Raw genomic sequence first — 26,218 nt, 5'->3', positions numbered from 1 at the left:
CAAATCTAAGATCCAAGAATCAAATGTATCATTGGAAACAGGGGAGAATGAAAAACTGTAATGTATCATTATAAATCTGTTGGCTACTATCTATGCGGAAATGCATCGAGGTTAATTTGATTGCCCGCTTCTTAGCTAATGATATCAATCCATGGGTAAGATCAGTTACTATTGGTTAATATCAATAAAAGGTTAAATATCAAATTTGAAAAAATGAGCAGGAAGTTAATAATTTTGAGAGCAAATAATTACCTCAGCAAATACATCTTACCGTATCCTTGTTTGAATCCTCTATCACCCGCTGTAGCTCTTGGCTCAATAAATTGCCCCTCTTTTCTCACCAAAACCCTATAGATATATACGCCATTGGCTAGCTGATCTCCAAATTCATCTCTTCCATCCCAAGCAAAATCTGTGATATTATTCCCAATTCGGATGTTTCCTAATTCATCTTGGAGGATCTCCCGTACTACCCTACCTGTCACGGTCATGATCTGGATTTTGATCTGATCTGGGACTTCCGACCCAGTCACTGTAAATACAAAGCGGGTACTAGTACTGAATGGGTTAGGATATGGGTAAAAATTGGTGATGGTAGATTCATTGATCACTTCAAAACTTACCTCAAAGGGCTTGTCAACACCTAGCTCCTCCGTGACCACCCTGAAAGTGTAGATTCCATCCTCCAATGGCCCTGGCAACAGCCCAATGCTGAAACTGGAATTCTCTGTTGCTGCTGTCCAGTTCACCTTTGGACTGGAGAAATTTACTCTTTCAAATTGACATCCATCGCACTGCTTTTTCAAGAATAATTCTATCCCAAGTGTGTCTTTCTTGAGTAAAAGAGTCTTTTCATTTCTCAACAAAGTATTGATCAAAACTGTAGGCGACACGATATCTCCATCCATGATATAAGTACCATCAAAACTCACATCTAGGATCGCATTGGTATTGTCTGGAGTGACTTGAATATAGTCAGGCAGATCTATTAGATTGTTTCTAAAAGTCTGCTCCATGATGATCCTTGGGTTGACATTTACCTCAATGCTGATACTTCCGCCTCTACCCGCAGATTCGAAGTCCAATGCAAACGCATGACTTTCTCCAGATTTCACTGGGGGAATTTTGAAGACTCTTTCTTCTGTATTTCTGGTCGTTGAATTATAGAGATTAACTTGTACCAAAAGAGAATCTAAAAAGTCATATTTGGATACATTCGCAAATTCAAAATTCAACACTGCATCTTGTCCCTCTTGTAGATTCAGCTTTTGTTCTCTGCCATTGAATATCAACACACCTTCAGGAACTCCAGTATAATTGACCTGCCACCTGTTCAATTGAGCTGGTGCTGTAGATAGCTCATCATTCATGGCATACCTCAATCGGAGATAAGGGAACTGCGTAGTATTCACAGACGATAAGTCTAATTGATTTTCTCTTACATTTTGAAATAGAATAGTTTCCTCGCCATTATCCCTCACTCCGATCACATCGAATACAGTCTTTTCCTCATCTATCCAATCTCTAGTCTTCACATCTTTGAAAAACCGCTTCCAATCTGCTGATGGGCCGATCCTTGGTGTGATAATACTTCCAGAAGTAAAATATCCAACCACATCACTTTCAAACTCAATAATCTGCTGGTCGGGTGAAACTTCGATATCTTTTTTCCCTACGATTTCTACCGCTTCCCCTGGTCTCATTCCTTTTCGGCCATGCAAAATGTAAGGTTCACCATTTTTGAGATTTCTCAGCAGTGCTTCATTAGCACCTACCTCTTTCAACTTTTCAAAAACCACTTCCTGCCATTGCTCGTAATTCACTGATCCTACAGAAAAAATGGTTACATAATCCCCCTCAGCCAAACCGTCTATGTATTCCCTGAGTATGTTTTGATTAGGATCGGATAGCCATGAGTTACGTATACTCTGTATTACCTGCGGGACTCTCCCACAGGACCTACCATCCAAAATATCAAACCCTGGAATAGGAATTACCAAGTATGGCGTTAGCGACCTTTTTTCAAAGGCTACCAAACCCAATGATCCATTTGGACAAAGTCTACTATTGGCATTCAATGCATTATCGATGATTTGAGGCACTCCCTCAAGATAAAATTGTGTGTTTCTGAAAGTAAGACTATCAGCATCTACTCCAAAAGTAAAAACCCCGAAATTGAGTTTTGTATCTTCATATTTCCAAATTTTTCTGGAGCGATCTACCTCAAGATTTACCAATCCATTGGATTCTAATTGTGGAAGTGTCCGCTGTGTCCATCCTTCTGGACCTGCTTGAATATATGAGAAGCTAGACTGAACCCATTCATCACTTTCTCCTGCTCGAGGATTGAGAAATCTTGACCTCCAATAGAATGTCACGGAATCTCTAGCGGCTATATTTCCAAAGAGATCCACTTCCCATGTGGTGATGCTAGATGTAGTCACACGCTGCTCTCTCCTCCTTGCCGAACTGAAATCAGCCGCTGTATCTAGCTGAATGATCACAGTCCTTTCTTCTACTGCTTTTCCAGGGATCTGAGCAATCAGCTCTACCTTACTATTATTTACTATACCAAAATTAAATGGCAACAAGTTCATGGTACCACTCATAGGGATGAATTTGGATACCGAAATTGAGTTGTTAGCATAAGTCATTTCTGCCACATCTCGATTTCTATTGAGCTCTATGCTGAATAAATTATCTCCAAATGCCGCCAATCCAGTATTGGGTATGATAAAATGAATTGTATCTTTTCTACTGATTGGTGCTATTTTTCTACTTGGATAAGTTATCAAGCTTCCATCTGGAAGCCGTCTGGTCACTGAGAGTATAATCGAATCAAAATCCACCCTTCCTAAGTTTCTAACTACAGTAGATAACCTTAAAGAATCGGCCAGAGCGTTGAAAGGCTCATTTTCAAAACTATCCAAAATCACCTCATCTGCTTGAAGCGCATAGTCTGGCTTATTTGCGGGAAACATCCTCACTGCTGGATCTCCGAGCATCACCAACTGTTCCGCATGTGATCGATTGACTTCTGATGTTCCAAATCTACTATAAAACAATTTTTCTGTCTCCATTCTGATCTTCCCAATGGGCTGATGAATCATAGAAGAATCTGCAAATGCAGTGGTATAGAAAGATTCACTGTATCTTCGAAGATAAATATCAACGCCAATATTAGCATGAGCCATAAAATTTGTGGCACCTTTACTAGGCGTAAGTACCCAATCTTCTCCAAAAGTATAAGCATTTCCAAAAGCATTTCCAGCATCACAGCCATTGAGAAGTAGCATGGGGTATTTTCCTCTGTTATTAAAAGCCATAGTTGGATCAGAAGCAAATCCGATTTCTATATCGAGGACAGTAGGAGCTCCATGTCCAAAAAAAGTAATCAAACTCAAACCTTTATTTACGTCTCCTGATACATCTATAAGTTCTACAGTAGAATTAGAACGTTTTCTAAATGTTGTCACATTGGCCCCCAGATATGGTCCTTCAGCGATGGTTTTGAACCCATTGAGAAAGTTAAAAAACCTTTCCAATTCAAAAGCACTTACACCTCCACTTAGATGAATTATTTCTTTCTGCCATGGTTCTGATGCACCAAGCGCATCCTTTTCTTTTATTTTTTCTAAATAAGCAGCCACTTGGTCGGAATTTCTGGCAGGGATTCTACCCACCGCTACAGCAGAAACATGAGGGTGTGCAGGATCTAGTCCTATTGAAAAATTATTGTCTGCATATGGATATCCAGCTGGAGGTATAAGGTCTTGAAATTGAAAAATTGAAGGTCTTTTTCTATAAAATTGATTGATATTGTTCTCTCTAGCTGTGCTAAAGATCCCATTAGATCTTCCCATCAAGAGTAGGTTATCTGGCTTATGAATTGGGTAATATGCTCTCAAAAATTCATATATCGCCAAAGGAGTTTTTTCTCCATATGAAAATTGATCATAAAGCTCATCAATATTGATCACCAAGGTATCATAGCCGCCTCCCAATGCGGACGCTCTATGGGCTGCGTAAGCCAAAACAGGGTCTCCATAACTCGCTGAAGGTCTTCTAAGAACTGGATGAGTTACGATGATGAAATCAGCTGCTTGCGTCAAAAAGTTCCTAAATCTCACGGGCCTCATCACATTGATATCTCTGATATTTTGGGTGTTCTCCATCAAAACTCTCCTTACTTCTCCTGCTTCTCCAACTTTCATACGTATCCTTCTCTCACTTGGTACAAGTGGAATTTTGATGGGGTTGTTGGGATCAGTAAGGTCGTGAGCTACATAATTTGAAACCAATCCAGACCATTCCAATACTCCTTCTTGACCCTGAGTAATGATCCATTCCTTATTGATATCTCTATTGACAAGCTGCTTGGGGAAAGTAAGTTTCGCATAAGCGATTGATGTATTATCCGTATTTGTGGAACCGTTTGACTGAAGCTGAACCACTATGCTACCATCAGAATTGAAATCAGAAGACTGTAAAGAGGCTTCGATATGGATGGCCTGATAGTTTTGATAAGTGTATGTTCCTATGATGCGTAAAGAACTGGCGTTGGCTCCAGCTCGAAGTATAGTGCTGTGAGGTGTTTCGGACCTTCCTGTCAATCCCATGTGCAGGGTGGCATTCATTCCATCAGGAACAGTTCCTAAGTTAGAAAAAGTGATATTTCTAGGAGTACCTTTGACGACTGGTGCAGACATCCAGCCTTGTCCTTCCTCGAATTCAGAAAGTCTAGTTCCCGGAAAATACGAGAAGGATAGATTATACTGATCAGAGAAAATCTGAGTGCTCTCAGAGTGATAGCTATCAAGTCTTACCGAATTGGCATCTGCTATAGCATTAGTCAACATTCTCTTGCCACGTATACTTGGAGAAATTGTCAAAAAATAGGCAGTAGTATCATTGTGGGTATTGTACAATGTGTTCCCTACGTGGGAAGGATCTGTATAGAGTTTGGCATCCAATGTACCATCATTTCTTTTTCCAAAAAATGTAATGAAATCATGCTGATCAAAACGTCCATCCTGCTCACCTTCTATATGAATCGCTACTTCTTCTCCTCTATGAAAGATTCTTATATTTCTAGGATCTATAGTGCTTGGGGCAATACCGGAAGCAGAAAGTGTAGTAAATGATAATCTATGCAAGCCATCCTCTACTGTGGGAATTCTATAGTAGGTTTGTCCATAGTCTATCCAGTTAGTTTGTCCCATTACGAGGCAGACTTCAAAAAACAAAAGCAAGATCAGAGAGAACCTTTTCATCATCAATATTTCCAACCCTTATTTAACCTGAACTTCTCATCGAATGTATGGAGACTTACTTTCACACTGAAAATATGGGAATAAGGAGTCTGGGACACACTTCCTATATCAGACAGGGCATAGTCTATCATAAATCTTTCACTTAGAAGAACCCCTAGACCGAAGCTAGGTCTCCAAACTAGAGATTGAGAAGCATCAAAATCCACCACTCTTTGAATATTATTACCGCCTAATCTTACAAAAAACAAGCTTCTATAGGCTGCTTCTATGCCTAATCTTGGGTCTATGCTTACCAAGTTTGTTCCGAAAATGGTATTCCTTCTGCCATCAAAAGTGAAGTCCAAATCTAACACTCCTTGAACCCTGATATCGTCAGTAATTTCAAAGTCTCTTGTGACACTAAAAATAGCTCTAGGTAAAGTCAACTCAATTGAATTGATTGGGACTTCATTATCAGTTTGGGCATATACCTCTCTGACCATCTCAGCATTGTGAGACCAAGCATTGAAGGTGGAAGTCACATCCCTAAGCATCACTCCTACTCTCCACTCATCTAATAAAACCAAGCCTCCCAGGTCTAGTCCAAATCCCCATGCATGGGCAAATTTACCAACATTCCTATGAATGATCTTGGTATTGATTCCAAATTTGAAAACATCTGATACATCCCTAGCGAAAGATAACAAAAGAGCATAATCAGCCGCATTAAAAAACTGAATGTTGTTATAATTTAGTGCTCCATTGGCATCATATAAGAACCGCGTATCGGGAATATCATCCACTCCAAACCTGATCAGAGAAATGGCTATTTGATTGTCTTCTTCAATATTGGTAGTAAAGCCTGCATAATCGTACTTTGCAATGCCTGCAAAATACTCAGCATGCATCAAGGAGAATTCGTATTCATGCTTTACACCTATAAGACCTGCTGGATTCCAATAAACAGCAGTCACATCTTTGACAGCTGATACCTGAGCTCCTCCCATTGCTAAACCCCTCGCACCGATGCCGATATTCATGAACTCATTGGAATATTTGGGCACGAAAGACTGAGCAGAACTGATTCGAACCAATCCCAATATTGTCGTAAGAGCTACCAAATATTTTATACAATTCATGTAAAAGTCTAAATCATATGTGCAAAGTAATCATAAAATTCACAGTTTTTAATTTCATCCAAAAAATTCAACATCAAGATTTTCCATTAAATATGTTCGAAATCGGTCACTTTATTGTACGATCAAATTACACATCATTTTGCTAAGATATAACTTGACGAATACTAGCAAAAAAATCCATTTCACCACCTAAGCAAGTAAAAGATGCCTTCTTTTTAAAATTTCAAATATTTTCAAAAATTTATGATTTTTTTTCTGATACAGTAATGCCTAGAAACTGGTAATGCAAGGTAGCGTTTTTAACTTTGGTATAGTTTTTCTTTTCTGAATGGCATGAACAAATCCAGAAAGTGGAAAAACCATCATAAATTCTGGAGAGGAAAAAAGTAAAAACTACTGAATATATGAATGCATCAAACACCCAAATTCAAATGCGGAAAGGCCTCTTGGAATTTTGCATCTTACACATCATATCCAGGGGTGAAGTATATGCTTCAGACATGATTGATGAGCTTACAGAGGCACAGATGATAGTGGTAGAAGGCACCTTGTATCCACTTCTTAATCGGCTAAAGAAATCAGGACTTGCCACATATAAATGGATCGAATCTGAATCTGGCCCACCAAGAAAGTATTATACAATTACAGAAGACGGAAAAGCATTCCTAGCTACCTTAGATCAGACTTGGGAAAGCTTAGTACATTCTATCCAGTTTATCACCACAAAGCATTAAATCATGAAGAAGACCATAAGTATAAATATCAGCGGCATCTTATTTCATATCGAAGAAGATGGCTATGCCTCTCTCAAAAAATATCTTGAGGCAATCAATAAACATTTCTCCCATTATGAAGATAACCAAGAGATCATTTCAGATATTGAAAATAGGATAGCAGAAATCTTCCTTAGTAAGCTAAAAAATAATAAACAAGTCATCACCGCCGATGATGTAAGTAAGCTTATTGAAAAAATGGGTACAATTTCTGATTTTAAAGCGATAGAAGAAGAGCAAGAGAACTTGGAAACTCCAAAAGCTGAAGAATCTAGCAAGGAGAATGATTTCTACAAATACATCACTCCCCCAAATGATCCCAATGCAACTGGCTATAAAAAGCTCATGAGAATGGAAAAAGGGAAAATATTGGGTGGTGTATGCGCAGGTATAGCTCACTACTTTTCTATAGACCCCTTGTGGACTAGACTTATTGCTATTCTTTTGCTTTTCAGTGGGAATTTAAAATTAGGAGGTACAAGCTTTGAAGGATTTCCTTGGAATCTAAATTTCAGTCTTTCTTTGGGATTATTTGCTTTGATAGCTTATGTAGTCCTTTGGGTCTTGCTACCTGTTTCTTTTGAAGATCCAGATCAGAAGCAAATCAAGAAGTTGTACAGAAACCCAGATGATAGGACGCTTGGAGGTGTAGCCAGTGGACTAGCAGCTTATTTTGGAATAGAAGTACTTTGGGCTAGATTGATTTTCATAGCTCTGATATTTGCAGGAGGGTCAGGATTGGTAATATACCTGATCTTATGGATCATCACTCCTATGGCCAAATCTATCACAGAAAGAATTCAAATGAAAGGTGGAGCCATAACTTTAGACAATATAGAATCTACTATTTTGGAAAATCTTAATCCGATTGTGTCAAAAGAAGAAAGTACCTTCAAAAAAATAATCTTAGCACCTTTTAGACTCATTGGAGTAATCATCAATGGCCTGGGTAAGGCTTTGGGGCCCCTTGGACTGGTGTTGTTATCTATACTCAGGGTATTGTTTGGACTATTGATATTTGTGATAGGTATATCTATAGCCATCACTCCCATAGCAGCGATATCAGTTTATTTTAATGTAATTCCTACGAGCGATACAATCCTCTTTGATGGTGTTAAGATTCCTACACAATGGATCAATGAATTGATGCCTGAGTGGTTGGCCATCATCACAGCCCTCATCGTCCTGATACCTGGTCTAGTGCTAATTATATTGGCTATTAGCGTATGGGTAAAAAGAAGTGTGATTGATGGAAGGTCTGGATTGATAGCCTTAGGTATTTGGCTATTGTGCGTGGGAGCGGCAGCTTTTCAAGCACCTGGCGTTGTCAAAGAATTCAAAGCAGAGGCCTCAATTTCTCAGTCAGATGAAATCGAATTTGGGCATAACATTTTGGTCATATCCACTGAAGAGAATAGTGATAAAATGAGCCTGAGCAATCAAATCAAGCTTCAAATTACTGGAAAAGACACTGGAATCATCACATTGATCAAAGAATTAAGATCTAGGGGAAAAAGCTATAATGATGCAAAAACAAATGCACAAGAGATCCCTTACAATTACCAATTACAAGACAGCTTATTGATTCTAGATAGGTCACTTGACTATTCCAAACTTGAGAAATTCAGAGTTCAAGAGCTTGACTTGATTTTGGAAATACCTTATGATCAGGTATTTATTCTTGATAAAACTACCATTCCAGTGATCCGCAACACACTCACCAAGAATGGCTATAAAATTAGAGACATCAATTCTAAGCATTATTGGGTTTTCAATCAAGACGGGTTGCTTTGCCTGAACTGTAGTTCTGAGCATAAGCAGAGCAAGGTAGATTCCTTGTCTAGAGCTAAATTCCCGCAATTGACTAGGTAATTTTTCAAATTTGCACAACTCTCAATAAGGATTAGGAAGAAAATGGATTCAAACTGAGGGTGGAAAAATAAAGAAGGGCTAAAAAATATAGCCCTTCGAAGTTCTAAAGTTTGGCATTCGCCAAAGAAAAATTGCTTAATCACCCGGCACAAAGGTAGGAAAAAAAAACTTTCAAAAAATACCCTGATCAGGGTATTTTTTGAAAGTTTTTCACCTTTATTCTAATGAAAATTGTACAATTCAAAGAATTATCACTTTTATCAATTCTCGAATTGATATTTTTATCATTCTCTAATTCCCAAAATATCAAACACAAATGCATAATCTCGAGCTACTTCTTTAAGACTTTCAAATCTTCCGCTTGCTCCGCCATGCCCAGCATCCATATTGGTATATAGAAAAAGATTATTTTTATCTGTCTTCAGTGTCCGGAGTTTTGCGACCCATTTTGCAGGTTCCCAATATTGAACTTGAGAATCATGCAAACCAGTAGTAGCTAAAATATGCGGATAGTCTTTGGCTTCTACATTGTCGTATGGTGAATAGGAAAGCATGTATTCATATTCTTTTTGAATATTAGGATTGCCCCACTCTAGCCACTCAAAAGTGGTCAAAGGAATGGATTCATCCATCATTGTGGTCACCACATCTACGAAGGCCACATCAGCTATCACACCTTTATACAGCTCAGGCGCCATATTGAGTATGGCACCCATCAGTAAACCACCAGCACTTCCTCCAGAAGCAAATAATTTATCTTTGGCTACATATCCATTATCCTGAAGCCATTTTGAACAATCTATAAAATCATAAAATGTGTTTTTCTTATTCAACATTTTCCCATCTTCATACCAATCTCCCCCCATTTCTTGACCTCCTCTGATATGAGCAATGGCATACACCAATCCCCTATCAAGTAGACTCAGCCTTGATGTGCTGAAAGAAGCGTCCATAGAATACCCATAAGACCCGTATGCATATACCCATCCAGCAGAAGTTCCATCCTTTTTGAATTTATCTTTTCTGTAGACAATTGACATAGGCACTTTTTTACCATCTCTAGCTGTCACCATTACTCGCTCTGTTTGATAATTACTTTTATCAAAATCACCAAGGACAGGTTGCTCTTTTCTCAATTCACTTGACGTTGTCTTCATATTGTAATCGTACACCGAACTTGGAGTCGTCATAGAAGTGTAAGCGTACCTCACTATATTTGTTTCAAATGCAGGATTGTAACCCAATCCAGCAGCATATGCAGGCTCTTCAAACTTGATCTCATGCGAAGATTGATCATCCAGTCTCATGATTCTGATCTTTGCGAGTCCTTGGTATGTCTCTTGTATAGCCAAAAATTCTTTGAAATAATCAACTTGCTCTAGAAAGATATCAGGTCTATTTTCAATTACATCGATCCAGTCCTTCGAGTTTGATGAACCTATTTTAGCTTTCACTAATCGATAGTTCACAGCATCTTTGTTGGTATAAATGTAGAATTCATCACCCCCAACATGATCCACATCATATTGAACATTGTCTTCGATCGGTATGATGGGTTTTGGTTTTGCTGGATTTTTGGCGTCTATATAAAGGGCATACGAAGCATCTGTCCTTCCTGATCCTATGATTATATACTCCTTTGACTTAGTTATTCCGACACCACAATTTAGGGTCTGATCTTTTTCCTCATATATCAATTCGTCCTTGGATGCATCTTGTCCCAAAGTGTGTTTTTTGATTTGATAATTCCTCAAAGTTACTGGGTCAGGCACAGCATAATAGAAAGACTTGTGGTCTGGAGACCATACAGCACTACTCCTGATATTTTCTACCTTGTCTGGTAGAATCTCACCAGTGCGTAGATCCTTGATGATTACATTATAAAAATTTCTGCCTTGAGTATCCATGATGATAGCCGCTAGGTTGTGATCTAAGCTCACCGAAGTAAAGAAATTTAGAAAAGATTTGCCCTTTCCAAGTTCATTTCCATCCATGATCACTTCTTCATCTGCATCTAAGCTGCCTTTCTTTCTAGCATAAATTGGATATTCTCCCCCTTCAACATATCTACTATAGTAAAAATAATCTCCAAGCTGATAAGGAACTGAAGAATCATCTTCTTTGATTCTATTTCTGATTTCCTTGAAAATGGTCTCTTGAAACTCTTTGGTATGTGCCAGCATCGTATCCATGTAGGCATTTTCAGCTTCAAGATAAGCTATTACATCTTTGTCTTCACGGTCATTGAGCCAATAGTAATTATCAACTCTCACATGACCGTGTTTCGATGTGATTTCAAATGGTTTTACTTCTGCCACAGGGGGATGAACTTCTGGGTAGGTAAATTCAGCATTTTGCTGGGAACACGAGATACTCATTCCTATACAAATAATTAAAGGGTTTGGGATATTTTTTATCATAGGATAAAATATTAACAACGTACAAAGATACACTAACTTCAGCTCAAATAATGAAATATATCTTGTAGCTTTTCTATTGAAAAATGTATATCCGCAAAGATCTCAGTAACCAAGTCATGTTTGGGGTTTTCCAGCATTCAGATATCAATTGATAACTAGTCCGTATGAAGCGAATCGAAGCCAAGTTAATTCGATATATTCTGTAAGCTACTGGTAAATTTGATTAAGTACATAAATAACATCCGACATTCTAAAAAAATAACTTGGAGAGAATTATTGATAAACTCTCACGTAATCAATTACAAACTTTTGAGGAAAAATACTATCGTCAATAGGTCCTGGCCAAGATCCTCCTAAGGCTAAGTTGAGCAAAAGGAAATGTTTTCTTCGAAAAGGATTATCCTCTCCAATACCCGCCTGATCAATTTCAAATACATGATAGATCTGTTCATTGACAAAAAATGAAATAGTTTCCTCATTCCACTCTATGGCGTAAATATGGAATTTTCGAGAAAGGTTCTCTATTTCTATTTGCCCTCCATCTGAGGCATATAATTCACCATCGCCTTTAGGAAAATGAACTGTGCCGTGTATGGTTTTCGGGTCCTTGCCGACATGCTCCATGATATCAATTTCACCTGAATGTGGCCAAGCCACATCTTCAAAGTTGTCTCCAAGCATCCAAATTGCAGGCCACACCCCTTTCCCTCTTGGCAACTTTGCCCTGACTTCTATTCTTCCATATTTCCATGCAAAAAGTCCAGCGGTATTTATACTACCAGAAGTATACTCGGATACAGGGCTACTTTTTCTCCAATCATTACTTCCTTTCTCGTATTTCGAATTTGGAAAATCCTCCTTTCGAGCCGTAATATAGAGTTTTCCTTTACGGACGTATACATTTTCTTGCCGTTCTTTGGTGTAGTATTGAGACTCTTTGTTTCGAACTTTCCCTTCTTCAAATACCCAATGTTCAGCTTTGGGTAAGCCAACGTAGTCAAACTCTTCTGCCCATATCAAATCCCGACGGGTCAAAACTTTCTTATTAGAATTGCATCCTAGGTTCATTGAGAGAAAGATTATAAATGCATAATTCCAATATTTCATTCATTAAGTCTTAAAGTGTAGGAATAGCTATACGCTATACTGAAATCATCAAAAACAAGTTTACAGAAATCTAGCCATTTTTTTTTTTATCAATTGTGACCAAATCTAATATACTGTGTCTCATAAACGTATAACCCTCGTTTGTTTTAACAACTCAATATTAAATGACCAATAAAATTTAATACTTGAAAACACAATCAATAGACTTTTAAATATGGAATATCATGTACGAATACTCGATATGAATACAACATCATTTTGCTCGTCATTGTCAGATGAGCATATGGATTCCCTTTTAGCTAAAATGAACATTACCGTTCATTCAACGACTGTAAATAAAAAGATTTTTCTAAAAATAGGATTGAGCAAATATTCACAAGAAGACGCTTGTACACTTTTAATCAATGAGATTTTTGGTGAGAGAATTTCACAAACCTTGAAATCCTACTATAAGTTCAAAATTCTGTCTAAACCTGAGGATTTATTTGAAAACTCTATTCATCAAAAAGAATTATTGTGCATTCATAATTTGATGTCTATTATTTTCGAAAAAAGTGGATCAATATATCCCGCTATCAACATTGAACTTCTGATCAATGAAAAAAAACCTCTTTCTAAGACAAAAATTTTAAAGATGTTGAGCAAAGGATGTCATCCTGAGTCTAGACTTTCCAATTGGGTCAATACCTCCTTCGAGGAAAATTTTGCCCAGCAAATGATACTAAACTTTGAGTCATATGATTTTGGAAGCTATAAAGTGGGGCTCAACACTTACTGGATGGGAGTCAATGATATTACTTCGAAAGAATGGCAATATTTAGATTCAAAAGAACCACAAAAATTATAAAATTCAATTCATTAACAGTACAATTATGATTAATCAAACATTAACTCAAATCAAGAAAAAAATTTCAGAGATAGACAGAAGATTTAAAAACAATGTAAGCAACAAAAAAAAATATGAACGAGAGCTGATAGAAATTAAAACTCAGATCACAGAACTATATAGGATATTGGACAAGTAAAAAAGGAATTCTAAAATAAGTTTTGTTTCAAGAATAACTACATCGATATCAGAAGAAGGTTTAAGAGTAATCAAAAGATTACTTTTGGATCAATTTTTAATATCAATTAAAATCTAGTTCTTAGAATGCCCTATGTGATTTGATGACAAGCAACTTTGCGGATATGCATTTTTCATTTTATTTTCCCTTTTAGTCCAAAAATTTCTCCTAAGAGAAGATTTGATTTTTGATGAAATTCATCAGCACTCAATTGAAAAGTGGGATTGTGAACATTCACTGAAAAATACAGGGTGTTGAGCTCTTCTCTAAGCTGTTTCACTTTTTGAAAATCCTTAAAAATTTCTAATTCTTGGCCCAAAAATGGAGAAAGCATTGCTTCTGTTTGGCTGATCTCTTTATCTATAAATTTGAGTTTAGACCTGGTAGAGTTTCTAAAACTGCTAACTTCATCGTAGAATTTCATAAAGCTGATTTTAACAAGGCATAAAAAAAAAGGCACAGCCAAAACAATCTGTGCCTTTACAAAAAATATTTAACACATTACTTCAATTTCAATCTCTCACTTTTGAAAATCGTCTGATCAAGGTTTGGCCAATTGGCATTTTTGACATCTTCAGCTGTGACTAGAAAGTGCTGAGGCCCGTAAGTCACAGCACCTGACAATTTTGCTCTATTTCTTTTGGAAACATCCAGAGTTCCCAAGTTTTGATATTCACCATTTTTGCTTTCTGCCCAAAGAATGTAAAACTCTCTTTGAGGCGTAAGTCTGGAAGGGTTTGCCAAATTTTCTACATTCACATCGAATGTATAGACTCCTCCTTTTTGCTTTTTCACTTTCACTTGGCCATCTGCACCTGGCACCACAGTGGAATTAGGAAAAGTATATTTCTTATTACATGATCCTAATGCGAAAACCACTGCTGTCAACAGTGTAAATAAGATTATTCGATTTGCTTTCATAATAATAGTTGGTTTGCTTATTATGACACAGTACTCTGAAATTGGTCACATATTTTTTAAAAAAAATAACAAAGCATTTTGAAAAAATGACGCAAACACCTTTTATTCAATAATTTAAAAAAAAGAAAACACGACCATTTTGAAAATTAAGATCGTGTTTTTTTGGTTTTTTAGTGAAGTTATCTGAACAAATCAATACTTTACAGTAACCTCATTTGCAAAATCCTTGATAGGAACGTGAAACTCCCCTTGATCATTGGCTATGACCACTGTCAAGTTTCCTATGGCTACTAGCCTCCCTTTCTTGTCCTTATAAGACACTATGTCACCAATCATGTAATTTCTTCTCACGTAGTAAGTGTATAAAGTCTTCTGAACGAGCTCGATGGAGCCCACACCTAATGCTATAACCAAGGTAAGCACCACACCAGAGACGATGATCACCAAGTTCCCAGTGATGACGCTGATGTCTATACCTGCTTGATTGAGAGCAGTAAGTGTAAAAATAATTGCTATGATAAAAAAAACTATACCACTTACCATAGAAGCACCAGCAAATGCTATTGCCTCTAAAAAGCCTCTGATAGCTTTTTTGATAAAATTAGCGATATATAGACCTATAATCAGAAGGGCTAAAGCACTAAATAGCTTGGGTAAATAGGAAACTAAATTGGTGATTTCATTGGAAATCACAGTCCATCCTAAAATATCTGCTGCTACAATTAAGAATACCAAGTATAAAATCCACCTAACAAATGCGATTATGACTTTGGATAGATCAAACTCAATTGAAGCCTCTCCAAATGACTTGGACTCCTTGAGCTTCTTTGAAATCTCATCTACTTTAGATTTTTCAAGAATTTTTGCAAGAACAAAGGTGATCAATTTGGTAAAAAGCCATCCCAAAATGAGGATCACCACTGCGCCCAACAAGCTAATTAGATTAGCACTAAGTTGTTCTCCCATTTTCAAAAAAGTATTCATGGTTACTTCTGCCCAATCAGTAATTGTTTTCATATCAGTTTGTTTTATTTTTATTGATAAACAACTCATTTAAGGAAACAGGTAATGCATCTCCAAATAGACTTGCAATTTCTAAAATCAATTTAGCTTTGGAAACGTCTGCCATAACTTTTTCTTTAAGTTCAGGTGGAGTTTCTTCTAACTTTTGATCTAATAATTTAAAGGGGTTTCTATCACTCATATTTCTATGGATTTATAGACTTTCAACAGCTTACTCTTTGCTCTACTCAGTCGCATTTTTACCGCGCTGGTACCGATTTCATACAATGCTTCTAAATCTCCTATACTTGCGTCATCTTGGTATTTGAGTAGAAGTAGCATTTTTTCTTCAGGGTCAATTTTTTCCAATGCAGACTTCAGCCGCTCTACTTCCATATTCTGAATCTCAAATTCATCCTCTGGGCTCTGGAGATTAAGTAATTCGTCTGTGTCCACTGCATGACGCATCATTCTAGCATCTCTATCTCTATTTACATAATTAACGCAATGATTATAAGTCAAGCTGTAAAGCCAAGTGGAAAACTTAGATTTACCTTGAAATTTACCTATACTTACATATAACTTTAAAAAAATGTCGTGGGTGATATCTTGTGCTACGGTTTTTGATTTGGTAAAACTCAGGCACTTGTTAAAAACCAATTTTTCGTATCGGTTGTACAGTTCCTCAAAACAACGGATATCCTTTGATTTTGCCATCTCCGAGACTATGGCTTCGTCCGTCATTAATTTCAACTTTTCCCTATCTAACATGAGTCTTTGAGACACAGCGTAACGACAAAAGTCACCCTACCTGTGTAATATTTATTTAGAAATTAATTAAGCAACTTATTTCCCTAATCCTGTCGCCTTTTCTAAAAACAAGTCATGTATTTTCTTACCCACCTCATCTCTCTACTATGTAATCATGCATTTAAAAAGAGATAATTTGGCCATAAGTTTGGCAAGTTAAAACAAAATTTATAAACAAATTCATTTCACAATAACATCCCGCAATCCTTTTTAGGGTATAGATTATTGCGCTATCTATACCCAGGCCTTGAATCAGGCGAGAATTTGGATGAAATGCTAAAGATCCCTTAGAATACCAGCTGCCTTCTCAGCAGTGAGATCTCTTTGCGGATTGGCTAACATTTCATAGCCCACCATAAACTTTTTGACAGTGGCAGACCTCAACAATGGAGGATAAAATACCATATGCAAGCCCCATTCGGGATGATCTTGCCCATCTGTAGGCGCTTGATGTATCCCCGCCGAATAAGGAAAAGACACCTCAAATAAGCTATCATACTTTATGGTCAATACCCTGTAGGCATCTGCCAAAGAGGCCATCTCTTCATCCGACATCTTGGCTAAACTTGATATAGCCGTCTTAGGAGCTATCATGGTTTCAAAGGGCCAAACCGCCCAAAATGGAACTAAGACAACAAAATGTTCATTTTGATAAACTACTCTTTCTGATTTATTGAGCTCTGCTTTCACATACGCTGTCACCATGTTTTCCCCTTTATTGAGAAAAAAGGAAGTAAAGTTCAGCTGCTTCTTCAAAGGCTCATCAGGAATACTTTCTTGCGCCCAAATCTGACCATGAGGGTGAGGATTTGAACATCCCATCACTTCTCCTTTGTTTTCGAAAATTTGGACATAATTGATAAAATCAAGCTGGGAAAGCTCCAAATATTCCCTCTTCCATGTTTTGACCACTTCAAACACTTCCTCTTGGGACAGTTGAGGTATGGTTTTGGAATGATCCGGAGAAAAACAAATCACTTTGCAAATCCCTCTTTCACTTTTTGCTTTGAAAAAATCACCATCTTCATATTCCCCACTCGGAATATCTTGTGTCAATGCCCCAAAGTCATTGGTGAAAACAAAGGTATTTTTATAGTCTGGGTTTACCTCTCCTCCTACCCTAGTGTTACCGGGACATAGGAAGCATTCAGGGTCATAGGCTATCGCCTCTGATTTTGCCACCCTCTCTTGCTGTCCTTGCCATGGCCTTTTGGAGCGATGTGGGGAGACCTGAACATAGGAGTCTGTAAATGGATTGAATCTTCGGTGGCTGTGCTCTTCAAATGAAAACTTCATAGGGTCTAATAGGTTCGTAATTATCTAATATTTTGTGCGGGTTTCTTATACAATTGTATTTCCTTATTGAGTTTTGCTAAGTATCCAAACTCTATTGCGTTGTTGCTGCCTATTTTTCGAAATCTGAATTCACATCAATAGGTTTCAGCTTTTCCAAAACATGAGCAGCTAATCAAGAAATACGAGGCTGAAATATCTTTATAAATCATCCAAATCAGCACTCCAAATCCGTCAAAAAATAGGACTTGGAGTGCAAATTTTATCTTTTTGAAAGTTTGAGGCAAAATGAATGTGTATTGAGAGATAAAATCAGCACCTCAAAGGTTTTGAGTTAGACTGATTGTCTTTGAAGTTACAATCAAAGCAAACACTACTTTCATGATTCCATACCGATTAGGATAGATCTCTTGAGAATTCCAAGGCGTAAATAGAATTTACACTCAACCCATTTTTGGAAGAAATTCAAATCAAACCTAAAAGACAATGAATCATGACCTATCAATCATTCACCAATGAAATCACATAGCTGTAACTATATTTTTTGTCAAGCAATAAATATTCTCTATGTGGATACCTTCCCCAGCTATCGTCACCTCCTAGGCCACGCTGCTTCCAATCTATGTGAAGAAAAACCTGATGCTTAGGTTTCAAATCAGTGGGATGCTGTTGCTTCTTGGTAAACCCTGGGTCTAAATCCTCGACTGAAAGATTCAATGCTGAAAATGCGATTTCTTGAACTCCTGTTACTTTCAAACCTTTGCCATCACGATTGGTGAGTGTTAGCCATCTGACATCAGTCTTGTTACCAGACTCTTGTGGTCTGATATAGTTCATATTGTATTGATTGGCAACTTTATCCTTATAGATCCCAATATGTGATCCCGACTTTCTGTCCTCATAGTTTTCCCAAGGACCTCTTCCGTAGTATTCTAGGTTATCCAAGTGACCTGGTAGTTCCATTCTCATACCGAAACGAACCAACTCTGGAAGCTCTCTATCAGAAAAATCCATACTCGCCGTCACACGCACTTGGCCATCATGTTGAATCAAGTAGTCCACTTGATAATCTACCATGATATTGGTCAATTGATAAGTGGAAGAAATCAAGACACCTGCGGGGTGATTGCTATCAACTTTTGAACCCAGGTGTTTTTTCCCCAAATGGGCTGTTTTCCACACGCCAAGTCTGCTAGGCATATGATTTCCAAAGTCATTGTCAGTAGGAGCTCTCCAAAAGTACGGTTCTGGAAAACTTCTTATGATACCTGGCTCTCCTTCTTTGAGTGTGTACTTTCTAAAACCACCTCTTTTGAGATCAAATTCCCCAATGATCTCTCCTGTTTGAAAATGAAGAATGCCTTCTTTTTCTTCATGGCTAAGACTTTTTGAAAGAGACCTTTCGATTTCAAAGAAAGTCTTTTGGCCAACGCTAAATTGTTCAGAAGCAATTTCATGACCAGCAGGCAGTACCGCTGTTGCCTTTTTTACTTTAGCATATACATTCAAAAGGTATTCTGCATCATCTCCCATTTTAGGAAGCTTGACACTTACTTTCTTTTCGCCATGTGGCGCTAGTTGTACCTCAAAATCATCTGATTGGATTGACTCACCATTCTTGAACAATTCCCATGAGAATGCAAACTGATTCAAATCTGTGAAATCAAAATAGTTTTTTACCTGAATGGTTCCATCAGTGTTAAGCTTAAAATGTATATTTTGATATACTTTTTTCACTTCATAAAGTGAGGGGTGTGGGGTTCTATCAGCTGACACCAGACCATTGGCATTGAAATTTTCATCATTCTGAAAATGAAAACCACCCAAATCACCTCCATAGGCCCAGTATGGTCTACCATTTTCATCATAAGTCAAGAGTCCTTGGTCTACCCAATCCCAGATAAAGCCACCTTGCATATGCTTGCTTCCCAAGATAATGTCCCAATATTTCTGGAAATTCCCCACACTATTACCCATAGCATGCGCATACTCACACATGATAAAAGGTCTCTTCTGGGTCTTGTCATCTGCATATCGCTGCATATACTCTATGGAAGGATACATAGGAGCAACTATGTCTGTATTACTATTTTCACCAGCCTGTTCGAACTGCACAGGTCTGGTTTTGTCGTTGGCTTTCAGCCAATCATAAGCATCATAAAACACAGGACCATTACCAGATTCATTACCCATGGACCAAATGATCACAGAGGTACTATTTTTATCTCTAGCAAACATTCGCTGTACCCTGTCCATGTGCGCTGCTTTCCACTCCTCTCTGTATGCTGGATGTCTATCTTTATTGAACCAGCCTTGCAGCTCTGCTCCCATACCATGCGTCTCAATATTAGCTTCATCCACCACATATAGCCCATACTCATCACATAGCTCATACCAAGCTGGGTCATGAGGGTAGTGACTCATTCTCACTGCATTCATATTGAACTGCTTCATCAATTGAATATCCTTGATCATGATATCTCGATCAGGAACGTGACCTTTTGTCTCATGGTGCTCATGTCTATTGACCCCTTTGACCAATACAGGCATGCCATTGACCATTAGCTGCGCATTCTTGATTTCTATAGTTCTAAATCCTGTTCTTTTACTCACTGCTGTGAGCAATTTACCTTGATTATCCTCCAACTTGATGAGGTATGTGTATAAATAAGGTGATTCAGCAGACCATTTTTGAACATTGTTAATTTTGCTTTCAAACTTTACACTGTTGTCAAAATTTGAAACATTTTTCTTTTGAGAGAAAACCTCTTTCCCATTTGCGTCTAACAAGATAAATGATACACTTGCAGTCTTAACTTCATTTCCAGCTGCGCTTTTAAGCTCTATATTGGCATTAAGTTGACCTGTTTTGTAATTTGAGTCCAATCCAGCTTGTATTGTAAAATCAGCAATGGAAAGTTTTGGAGTGGCTTGGAGAAAAACATCTCGCTCCAATCCACTCAACCTCCAAAAATCTTGATCCTCCAAGTAGCTGCCATCATGCCATCTGAATACTTGCACTGCCAAAACATTGCCTGACCTATTTAAGTGTTCTGTGACATCAAACTCAGCGGGTGTTTTGGATGCCTTAGTCATCCCCACCTCTTTACCATTCAAAAATACCCTTGCATAACCTGAAATCGAACCGAAGTGCAAGACAATGCGCTTATCATCCCAGCCAGCAGGTAGGTCAAAAGTTCTTCGATAACTTCCCACAGGATTGTAGTTATTATCTACAAAAGGAGGTCGAGCAGGAAACGGGTAAGATACATTGGTGTAGATCGGAATATCATGGCCCTCCATTTCCCAATTGGAAGGCACTGAAATCAAATCCCAATCTTTATCATTGAAATTGACTTCGTGAAATTGTTGTGGCCTTTGATCTGGGGTTCTCACCAGGTTGAATTTCCACTGACCATTCAAGCTCTTATAGTAAGAGTTGAAAGCCAAATCATTTTTTAATGCCTTCTGTTCTGAATCATACTGAATGAAAAACGCCCTACCAGCTTCTTTTCCTCTATCTAAGATAGTAGGATCTTCCCATTCATTATTTTGATTTTGGGCAAATACCAAATTGCAGATCAGCAAAAGTGACATTGCGAATACGTGTTTCATGTTTATTTTAGGTTTATGACTACATACTGACACTGCCTTCTCATATATATCATGAAAGGAGTGATATTCTAACCACTAAATTACAAAGCACCACTTCAAGCAGAGGTGACAAATTGGTCAATAAAGGTGGTCAAATAGTTCTATTACATTAAATAGGGTTAGGTTTCAATCGAAAATTGACAAATCCTTTGAAGAATAGACAGCTACACCAAGAGAAGCTCTCTCCGCTCTACTTTCACCAAACCAGTAGTACGTTTCATTCTCATAAAGAATACCACCTCCATGAGCATTGATAACGTTTCCATTGGTATCCGTCCACGATTGGCCTGGGTAAAATTCCTTTTTCAGGTCTTGAGCAAATCCTTTATTAATGGACATAAAAAGTAAAATACAAATTACAGCTAATTTTTGGGTATTTTTCATCTCACATAATTTTGAAATATGGTTATGAATAACTTAATCATGTCGGGCATTTAAAACTTCCTAAAATCCATTCAGAGGGATAAAAGCTCCCTGTGATTTGATTCTAAACACCACAGGGATACTTGGTTCTCATACTCAGACTATTCTAAAACCACCCCCTCAAGAGTAGGTTCAATCACTTTGATGTATCCAGCTTCATCAAACTCCATTTTGTCTATGCAAACCTCTCTATGGAATCCAGCTGCACCACCCATATTGATCCCTTTTGGTCTGTTGAATCTGTGGTAGACTATCATCCAATCGTCAGTTCCATGTACATTGATCACGGAATTGTGCCCAGTACCATAAATCCCCAATTTTGGGTTCTTTTTTAGAATCAAGTTGTTTTCTGGGATTTCCAATGGACCTAGTGGACTATCAGATATCGCATACCTCACACGATAATTTTCTGACCTTGTATCATCCTCAGACCATAGGAAGTAGTACTTACCCTTTCTGAAAAAAACCTCCACTCCCTCTCTGAATGATTCATCAGGAGTCATTACTTTAACTTGCTTTTTGTCATAACTCATTAAGTCATCATTCAAAGGAACTGCGGCTAAGTATCCATTCCCCCAATAAAGGAAAGTTTTTCCAGATTGAGGATCTTCGAAAATGTCTGGATCTATCTCCTGCCCACCTCTTACGCCTTCTGGCTTTGAATCTACAAGTGGCTTACCCATATCCAAAAAAGGTCCAGAAGGACTGTTTGATGTAGCCACACCAATTTTCTGACTAGCGGTGAAGTAGTAGAAATATTCATAATCATCCCCACGCTTGACTTCTAGCATGGTAGGAGCCCATGCATGCATATCACTCCACGAAACGTCCTTCTTCAAATCAAGAATCACAGCTTCTTCTTTCCAATCTCGAAGGTTTTCTGAAGAAAAAGTCTTGAAATAAGTCCCAGACCAGCCATCATATCCGTCACTGGTTGGGTATAGAAAGTATTTTTGCTCTTTTTCAGAATAGATAATCTCTGGATCAGCATAGTACCCTTTCAAAACAGGATTTCCATTTGCAGCTTCATCTGCATATCCATACTTAGCCAAAAGCCTTTCCTTTTCTTCAAGTGTGATCGGTAGCACTGAGCCATGTCGTGGATGAAAATCCATGCTAATCTGTTCATCAATCACTGTGAAACTTTCTAAATCTGTACTTTCAGTAAACTGATATGAGCCTTTCATATACACATCATACATGAGAATATACTTTTCAGAATCATTCAACTTGAAAATCCCAGACCCTTCAACTGCCTCCTTGGTCTGCTGAAGGTATTCATCTTTCATTTCATATCCCTCTGTAAGCTTGTCAGATACAGCCTTCTTGAGTCCATTTCCGTGTCCTTCTGTCTTGAAGAACAAGTGATACTTCCCTTCATGAAAGATGATATCACCATCTATACAAGATTTTCCTTCTGGATGATAGAAAAGCTGCTTCGGCTCTGATTCCAAAGCCGTAAAATCCTTGTTGGCATAGGCATAATAGATGATATCTGCTTCTCCATCAAACTGCATGGACCAGTAAACCATATACTTGCCGGCTTTGGCATCATAAATAGTTTGTGGTGCCCATACCCTTCTTACATCCTTGAAGTTCTCAGGGAAAACAGTTGGGATATGAATATTGCTATGCGTCCAATTTACCAAGTCATCGGACTTGAGAAGGATCATGCTTTCATTAGTCCAGCCGTCATTTGGAACATAGAGGTCTGTCAATACCATGTAGAATGATTTGCCATCATCTGATCTTAAAATGTGTGGATCTCTTACTCCACCTTGTTTACTGATTACATCATTGTCTATTACTGGCAAGTAGTTGTTCAAGGCTCGATAGGTAAATCCATCATCACTGATCGCATAGTGTACTGCTTCTTGACCTGGACCATTTCCAATAAAATAGGCAAAAAGGTACGCTTCGGGTTGAATTTTTTCAGCGCACGAATTGAATAATACTGCAAATGCAAGAAAATAGAGAGATAGAATAGGTTTGAGAATTTTCATTAGTATTAGTTAAGTTGGTTTTTGTAACGCTTGATAGCTTCTAAGAAATAGTAGTCTCCATAAGTAAGTGGTGTATCTACTTCTGTATTTTCTGGGATGTGGCCTACTCCATGTTTTAGTATGAATCCACCATTGGAATTTGGTTCTGCTAAGTAAGGAGCGGATGCCAAAGAGAATATCATCTTTTCTGCATCATCAAAATACCTCTTAGAATCAGGTTGGTCTACATATGTAGTCAGCTCGAGTAATGCTGCCGCTGCAATAGCTCCAGCAGAAGAATCCCTTAAGGCATCGGGGATATTAGGTGCATCAAAATCCCAATATGGAATTTTATCAGCAGGCAAATTCGGATGATCTAACATGAAATTGGCAATTTTGACAGCTTGATCTAGGTATTTTTGATCTTTGGTAAACCTGTACATTACCGTATATCCATATAGACCCCATGCTTGACCTCTAGCCCATGCTGAATCGTCAGAATATCCCTGTGCTGTGTGCTTTTTGGTAACTTCTCCTGTTGTTGGATTATAATTCACGACATGATAGCTGCTATTATCTTCTCTAAAATGATGCTTAATCGTGTTGTCTGCATGTGTGATAGCAATCTCTTTGTACTTTGGGTCACCAGTCTCCTCAGAAGCCCAAAACAAAAGCTCTAGATTCATCATATTATCGATGATCACGAGGTAATCTCCTTCTTTGGAATCCCAAGACTTGATCAATCCAACATTTTCATCAAATCTTGAACTCAAGGACTCTGCACTTTGAATCAAAATAGCTTTATACGCTTCCTTTGGAGCAATTTCAAGGGCATTTCCAAAGCTGCAAAACATCATAAATCCAAGATCATGCGTTGTCGTATTGTGCTTTTCCTTTTCCAAAATAGACAAGATCCTCTCCGCCTCTTCCAACAACTCTTTGTCTTGATTCTGCTCATACATGTACAGAAGAGATCCAGGATAGAACCCACTACACCACCAGCCAGAGCCCGATGTTTCTAACTTATCGCTATTTGCATGGTAAGTTTTTGGAAACCTCTGGTCTGGAAGTCTGTCTTTCAAATATTTGTATTGATCCGAAGCCTGCTGAATTACTGTTTCTAATGTCGCTAATCCGTCATCTTGAACCTCTGTTTTACTTTGTGCTGTACAAGCTGCAAAATAAATACCCGTTCCGATCACTAGGTATGTCAAAAGCCTTTTCATTTTGGTAAGTTAGTTTGATTTGATTTGATTTAAATGTTTTATCTGTAGTACGGTTACAGGAGAAGATTTATGGTCAGCAAGGCCTTCACCATCAATCTGAGTGACTTTTTGTACAAAAAGATGAAGTTCCTTTTCATCTTTCCATCTGGAAATGTCTAGCGTTGGCTCCCATTGACCAACGTCCTCTGAACTGAGCGCTGTCATTTTCCATCTTTTTGATTTTCCATGGACTAGTAAGACCTTTCCTCCAAACTCTTCATCTCGATAGATCAAGTACATTACTCCTTTATGGTCCACTAGAAGCTGTGGACGGGAGATAGGAATTCTTTTGGTGCCACCTCCTGCCAGGTCAAAAAATTGACTCCTATGGTTAGGGCTCACTTTCTTCCATGCCTTTCCCTTTTGATAGATCACCTGAAGCTGTGTCACCTGATTTTCAGCGCTATCCGTCCAGTATGTTGCTATATAGGGGTTACCCTTTTTATCGGTTGTAATAGCTGTTTGATTGATCAAGTTACTGTTTTGTGGAATCCTCCAAGCATAAGTTGCTGTGTTTTGCTTGATAGGTAAGGCATATTTTTCACCCAAATGGTTTTCCCAAGTATGTCCTTTATCTTTCGAAATGGCATAGGCCATGTCGTGATTGGTCTCTACATCCCAAGATTCTCTCCAGACCCAACTGAGGTGAATAAATCCTTCATCATCTATACAAGCTTGCCAATATGCACTTCTTTCACCTTCTCCATCTATCAAGTTTCTATGTATTTGTCTCCACGATTGAGCATACAAATCATAATGATTGATAACTAGATTGCCTCTTCCAGATCCGCCTGATCGATACATCATGATCAAGTCTCCATCAGGAAGTCGGTAAAACTCCGGGTAAGTGACATGGCTTTCCTCACTACCAGTCAATGATTCCATATCTCCCATTATTAAGCTGTAAGGCTCAACACTCTTTGCATAGTGAAGTTGATTATCATGATGATCCCAAGACATGTGTAGGAACCCGTCTCCATCCAATACAATACTAATAGCATTATGAGCATCTTTGACATTTCCAGTAAATGCTGTGGTTTCCGTTTGCCAAACTTCTTCATCAAGTTTTCTTTTAGCAAGTACAACCTTCCCATCAGGATCATAATAAGCAGCGAATTGCAACCCATCTTTACTATCTAGGGCGTTCCTTCTGAAGATTACCGTATTGATGGAGTTCCCTGCCCATCCTTCTCCTATTGTAGAGATTTTGATCTGATCATTTTGGTAATCTTGAGCCATGC

Annotated in this window: 18 protein-coding genes; 3 read left to right on the top strand and 15 right to left on the bottom strand. The window is 38.1% G+C overall.

From position 1 onward, the window contains the following. Positions 1–248: 248 nt before the first annotated feature. Complete coding sequence (porU2, locus tag MM214_RS04020) at positions 249–5,222, bottom strand: putative type IX secretion system sortase PorU2 (RefSeq protein ID WP_241292279.1); 4,974 nt, start codon at positions 5,220–5,222, stop codon at positions 249–251. Between the two features lie 53 nt (positions 5,223–5,275). Then, the gene (locus MM214_RS04015; RefSeq protein WP_376856711.1) at positions 5,276–6,391 is read right to left on the bottom strand and encodes a putative type IX sorting system protein PorV2; all 1,116 of its coding nucleotides are present in this window, start codon (positions 6,389–6,391) and stop codon (positions 5,276–5,278) included. A 404-nt stretch (positions 6,392–6,795) separates the two neighbouring features. Here MM214_RS04015 and MM214_RS04010 point away from each other — a divergent pair, with 404 nt between their 5' ends. After that, the gene (locus tag MM214_RS04010) at positions 6,796–7,125 is read left to right on the top strand and encodes a PadR family transcriptional regulator (protein WP_241292276.1); all 330 of its coding nucleotides are present in this window, start codon (positions 6,796–6,798) and stop codon (positions 7,123–7,125) included. A gap of 3 nt (positions 7,126–7,128) precedes the next feature. Further along, entirely contained in the window at positions 7,129–9,036 is a 1,908-nt protein-coding gene (locus MM214_RS04005) for a PspC domain-containing protein (RefSeq protein WP_241292273.1), read from the top strand. A 284-nt stretch (positions 9,037–9,320) separates the two neighbouring features. Here MM214_RS04005 and MM214_RS04000 read toward each other — a convergent pair whose 3' ends face one another. Together MM214_RS04000 and MM214_RS03995 are read right to left on the bottom strand one after the other, a co-directional pair. Further along, positions 9,321–11,456: a S9 family peptidase gene (locus MM214_RS04000; RefSeq protein ID WP_241292270.1), complete on the bottom strand. Its 2,136-nt coding sequence runs from the start codon at positions 11,454–11,456 to the stop codon at positions 9,321–9,323. A gap of 273 nt (positions 11,457–11,729) precedes the next feature. Next, positions 11,730–12,524: a glycoside hydrolase family 16 protein gene (locus MM214_RS03995; protein ID WP_241292267.1), complete on the bottom strand. Its 795-nt coding sequence runs from the start codon at positions 12,522–12,524 to the stop codon at positions 11,730–11,732. 280 nt (positions 12,525–12,804) lie between these two features. On the opposite strand from MM214_RS03995, the gene MM214_RS03990 reads away from it, so the two are divergent. Continuing rightward, a complete protein-coding gene (locus MM214_RS03990) occupies positions 12,805–13,410 on the top strand; it encodes a hypothetical protein (protein WP_241292264.1) in 606 nt (201 codons plus the stop codon). Between the two features lie 350 nt (positions 13,411–13,760). Here MM214_RS03990 and MM214_RS03985 read toward each other — a convergent pair whose 3' ends face one another. From MM214_RS03985 to MM214_RS03935, 11 genes are all read right to left on the bottom strand, one after another. Further along, a complete protein-coding gene (locus tag MM214_RS03985; RefSeq protein ID WP_241292261.1) occupies positions 13,761–14,051 on the bottom strand; it encodes a hypothetical protein in 291 nt (96 codons plus the stop codon). A gap of 77 nt (positions 14,052–14,128) precedes the next feature. Continuing rightward, the gene (locus MM214_RS03980; RefSeq protein WP_241292258.1) at positions 14,129–14,548 is read right to left on the bottom strand and encodes a hypothetical protein; all 420 of its coding nucleotides are present in this window, start codon (positions 14,546–14,548) and stop codon (positions 14,129–14,131) included. A 192-nt stretch (positions 14,549–14,740) separates the two neighbouring features. Further along, positions 14,741–15,565, bottom strand: coding sequence for a mechanosensitive ion channel family protein (locus MM214_RS03975; RefSeq protein WP_241292255.1), 825 nt, complete (start codon positions 15,563–15,565; stop codon positions 14,741–14,743). 1 nt (position 15,566) lies between these two features. After that, complete coding sequence (locus MM214_RS03970; RefSeq protein WP_241292252.1) at positions 15,567–15,752, bottom strand: hypothetical protein; 186 nt, start codon at positions 15,750–15,752, stop codon at positions 15,567–15,569. Beyond that, entirely contained in the window at positions 15,749–16,321 is a 573-nt protein-coding gene (locus MM214_RS03965; RefSeq protein WP_241292249.1) for an RNA polymerase sigma factor, read from the bottom strand. The genes MM214_RS03970 and MM214_RS03965 overlap by 4 nt, the downstream gene beginning before the upstream one ends. Before the next feature lie 315 nt (positions 16,322–16,636). Beyond that, entirely contained in the window at positions 16,637–17,656 is a 1,020-nt protein-coding gene (locus tag MM214_RS03960) for a UDP-glucose--hexose-1-phosphate uridylyltransferase (protein WP_241292246.1), read from the bottom strand. 498 nt (positions 17,657–18,154) lie between these two features. Next, positions 18,155–21,268 carry a glycoside hydrolase family 2 TIM barrel-domain containing protein gene (locus tag MM214_RS03955; protein WP_241292244.1) on the bottom strand — a complete coding sequence of 1,038 codons (3,114 nt, stop codon included), beginning with the start codon at positions 21,266–21,268 and terminating at the stop codon, positions 18,155–18,157. A gap of 165 nt (positions 21,269–21,433) precedes the next feature. After that, on the bottom strand, positions 21,434–21,691 hold the full coding sequence (locus MM214_RS03950; RefSeq protein ID WP_241292242.1) for a hypothetical protein: 258 nt from the start codon (positions 21,689–21,691) through the stop codon (positions 21,434–21,436). Positions 21,692–21,831: 140 nt separating this feature from the next. Then, a complete protein-coding gene (locus tag MM214_RS03945) occupies positions 21,832–23,733 on the bottom strand; it encodes a family 43 glycosylhydrolase (RefSeq protein WP_241292240.1) in 1,902 nt (633 codons plus the stop codon). Between the two features lie 5 nt (positions 23,734–23,738). Further along, entirely contained in the window at positions 23,739–24,938 is a 1,200-nt protein-coding gene (locus MM214_RS03940) for a glycoside hydrolase family 88 protein (protein WP_241292238.1), read from the bottom strand. Between the two features lie 9 nt (positions 24,939–24,947). Continuing rightward, a complete protein-coding gene (locus tag MM214_RS03935; protein WP_241292236.1) occupies positions 24,948–26,216 on the bottom strand; it encodes a BNR repeat-containing protein in 1,269 nt (422 codons plus the stop codon). Positions 26,217–26,218: the final 2 nt, after the last annotated feature.

The sequence above is a fragment of the Belliella kenyensis genome, assembly GCF_022549675.1.
In the GTDB taxonomy this organism is placed as follows: Bacteria; Bacteroidota; Bacteroidia; order Cytophagales; family Cyclobacteriaceae; genus Belliella; species Belliella kenyensis.
The sequence above is the reverse complement of the archived record's forward strand: the minus strand, read 5'-3'. Positions and strand labels throughout refer to the sequence as shown.

Bases quoted from the DNA above. Each gene is read 5' to 3' on its own strand.
- MM214_RS03955 (WP_241292244.1), bottom strand. From the start codon at position 21,268: ATGAAACACGTATTCGCAATGTCACTTTTGCTGATCTGCAATTTGGTA.
- porU2 (WP_241292279.1), bottom strand. From the start codon at position 5,222: ATGGGACAAACTAACTGGATAGACTATGGACAAACCTACTATAGAATT.
- MM214_RS03970 (WP_241292252.1), bottom strand. From the start codon at position 15,752: ATGAGTGATAGAAACCCCTTTAAATTATTAGATCAAAAGTTAGAAGAA.
- MM214_RS03950 (WP_241292242.1), bottom strand. From the start codon at position 21,691: ATGAAAAATACCCAAAAATTAGCTGTAATTTGTATTTTACTTTTTATG.
- MM214_RS03945 (WP_241292240.1), bottom strand. From the start codon at position 23,733: ATGAAAATTCTCAAACCTATTCTATCTCTCTATTTTCTTGCATTTGCA.
- MM214_RS04005 (WP_241292273.1), top strand. From the start codon at position 7,129: ATGAAGAAGACCATAAGTATAAATATCAGCGGCATCTTATTTCATATC.
- MM214_RS03935 (WP_241292236.1), bottom strand. From the start codon at position 26,216: ATGGCTCAAGATTACCAAAATGATCAGATCAAAATCTCTACAATAGGA.
- MM214_RS03990 (WP_241292264.1), top strand. From the start codon at position 12,805: ATGAATACAACATCATTTTGCTCGTCATTGTCAGATGAGCATATGGAT.
- MM214_RS03980 (WP_241292258.1), bottom strand. From the start codon at position 14,548: ATGAAAGCAAATCGAATAATCTTATTTACACTGTTGACAGCAGTGGTT.
- MM214_RS03965 (WP_241292249.1), bottom strand. From the start codon at position 16,321: ATGTTAGATAGGGAAAAGTTGAAATTAATGACGGACGAAGCCATAGTC.
- MM214_RS03960 (WP_241292246.1), bottom strand. From the start codon at position 17,656: ATGAAGTTTTCATTTGAAGAGCACAGCCACCGAAGATTCAATCCATTT.
- MM214_RS04010 (WP_241292276.1), top strand. From the start codon at position 6,796: ATGAATGCATCAAACACCCAAATTCAAATGCGGAAAGGCCTCTTGGAA.
- MM214_RS03995 (WP_241292267.1), bottom strand. From the start codon at position 12,524: ATGAACCTAGGATGCAATTCTAATAAGAAAGTTTTGACCCGTCGGGAT.
- MM214_RS03975 (WP_241292255.1), bottom strand. From the start codon at position 15,565: ATGAAAACAATTACTGATTGGGCAGAAGTAACCATGAATACTTTTTTG.
- MM214_RS03985 (WP_241292261.1), bottom strand. From the start codon at position 14,051: ATGAAATTCTACGATGAAGTTAGCAGTTTTAGAAACTCTACCAGGTCT.
- MM214_RS04000 (WP_241292270.1), bottom strand. From the start codon at position 11,456: ATGATAAAAAATATCCCAAACCCTTTAATTATTTGTATAGGAATGAGT.
- MM214_RS04015 (WP_376856711.1), bottom strand. From the start codon at position 6,391: ATGAATTGTATAAAATATTTGGTAGCTCTTACGACAATATTGGGATTG.
- MM214_RS03940 (WP_241292238.1), bottom strand. From the start codon at position 24,938: ATGAAAAGGCTTTTGACATACCTAGTGATCGGAACGGGTATTTATTTT.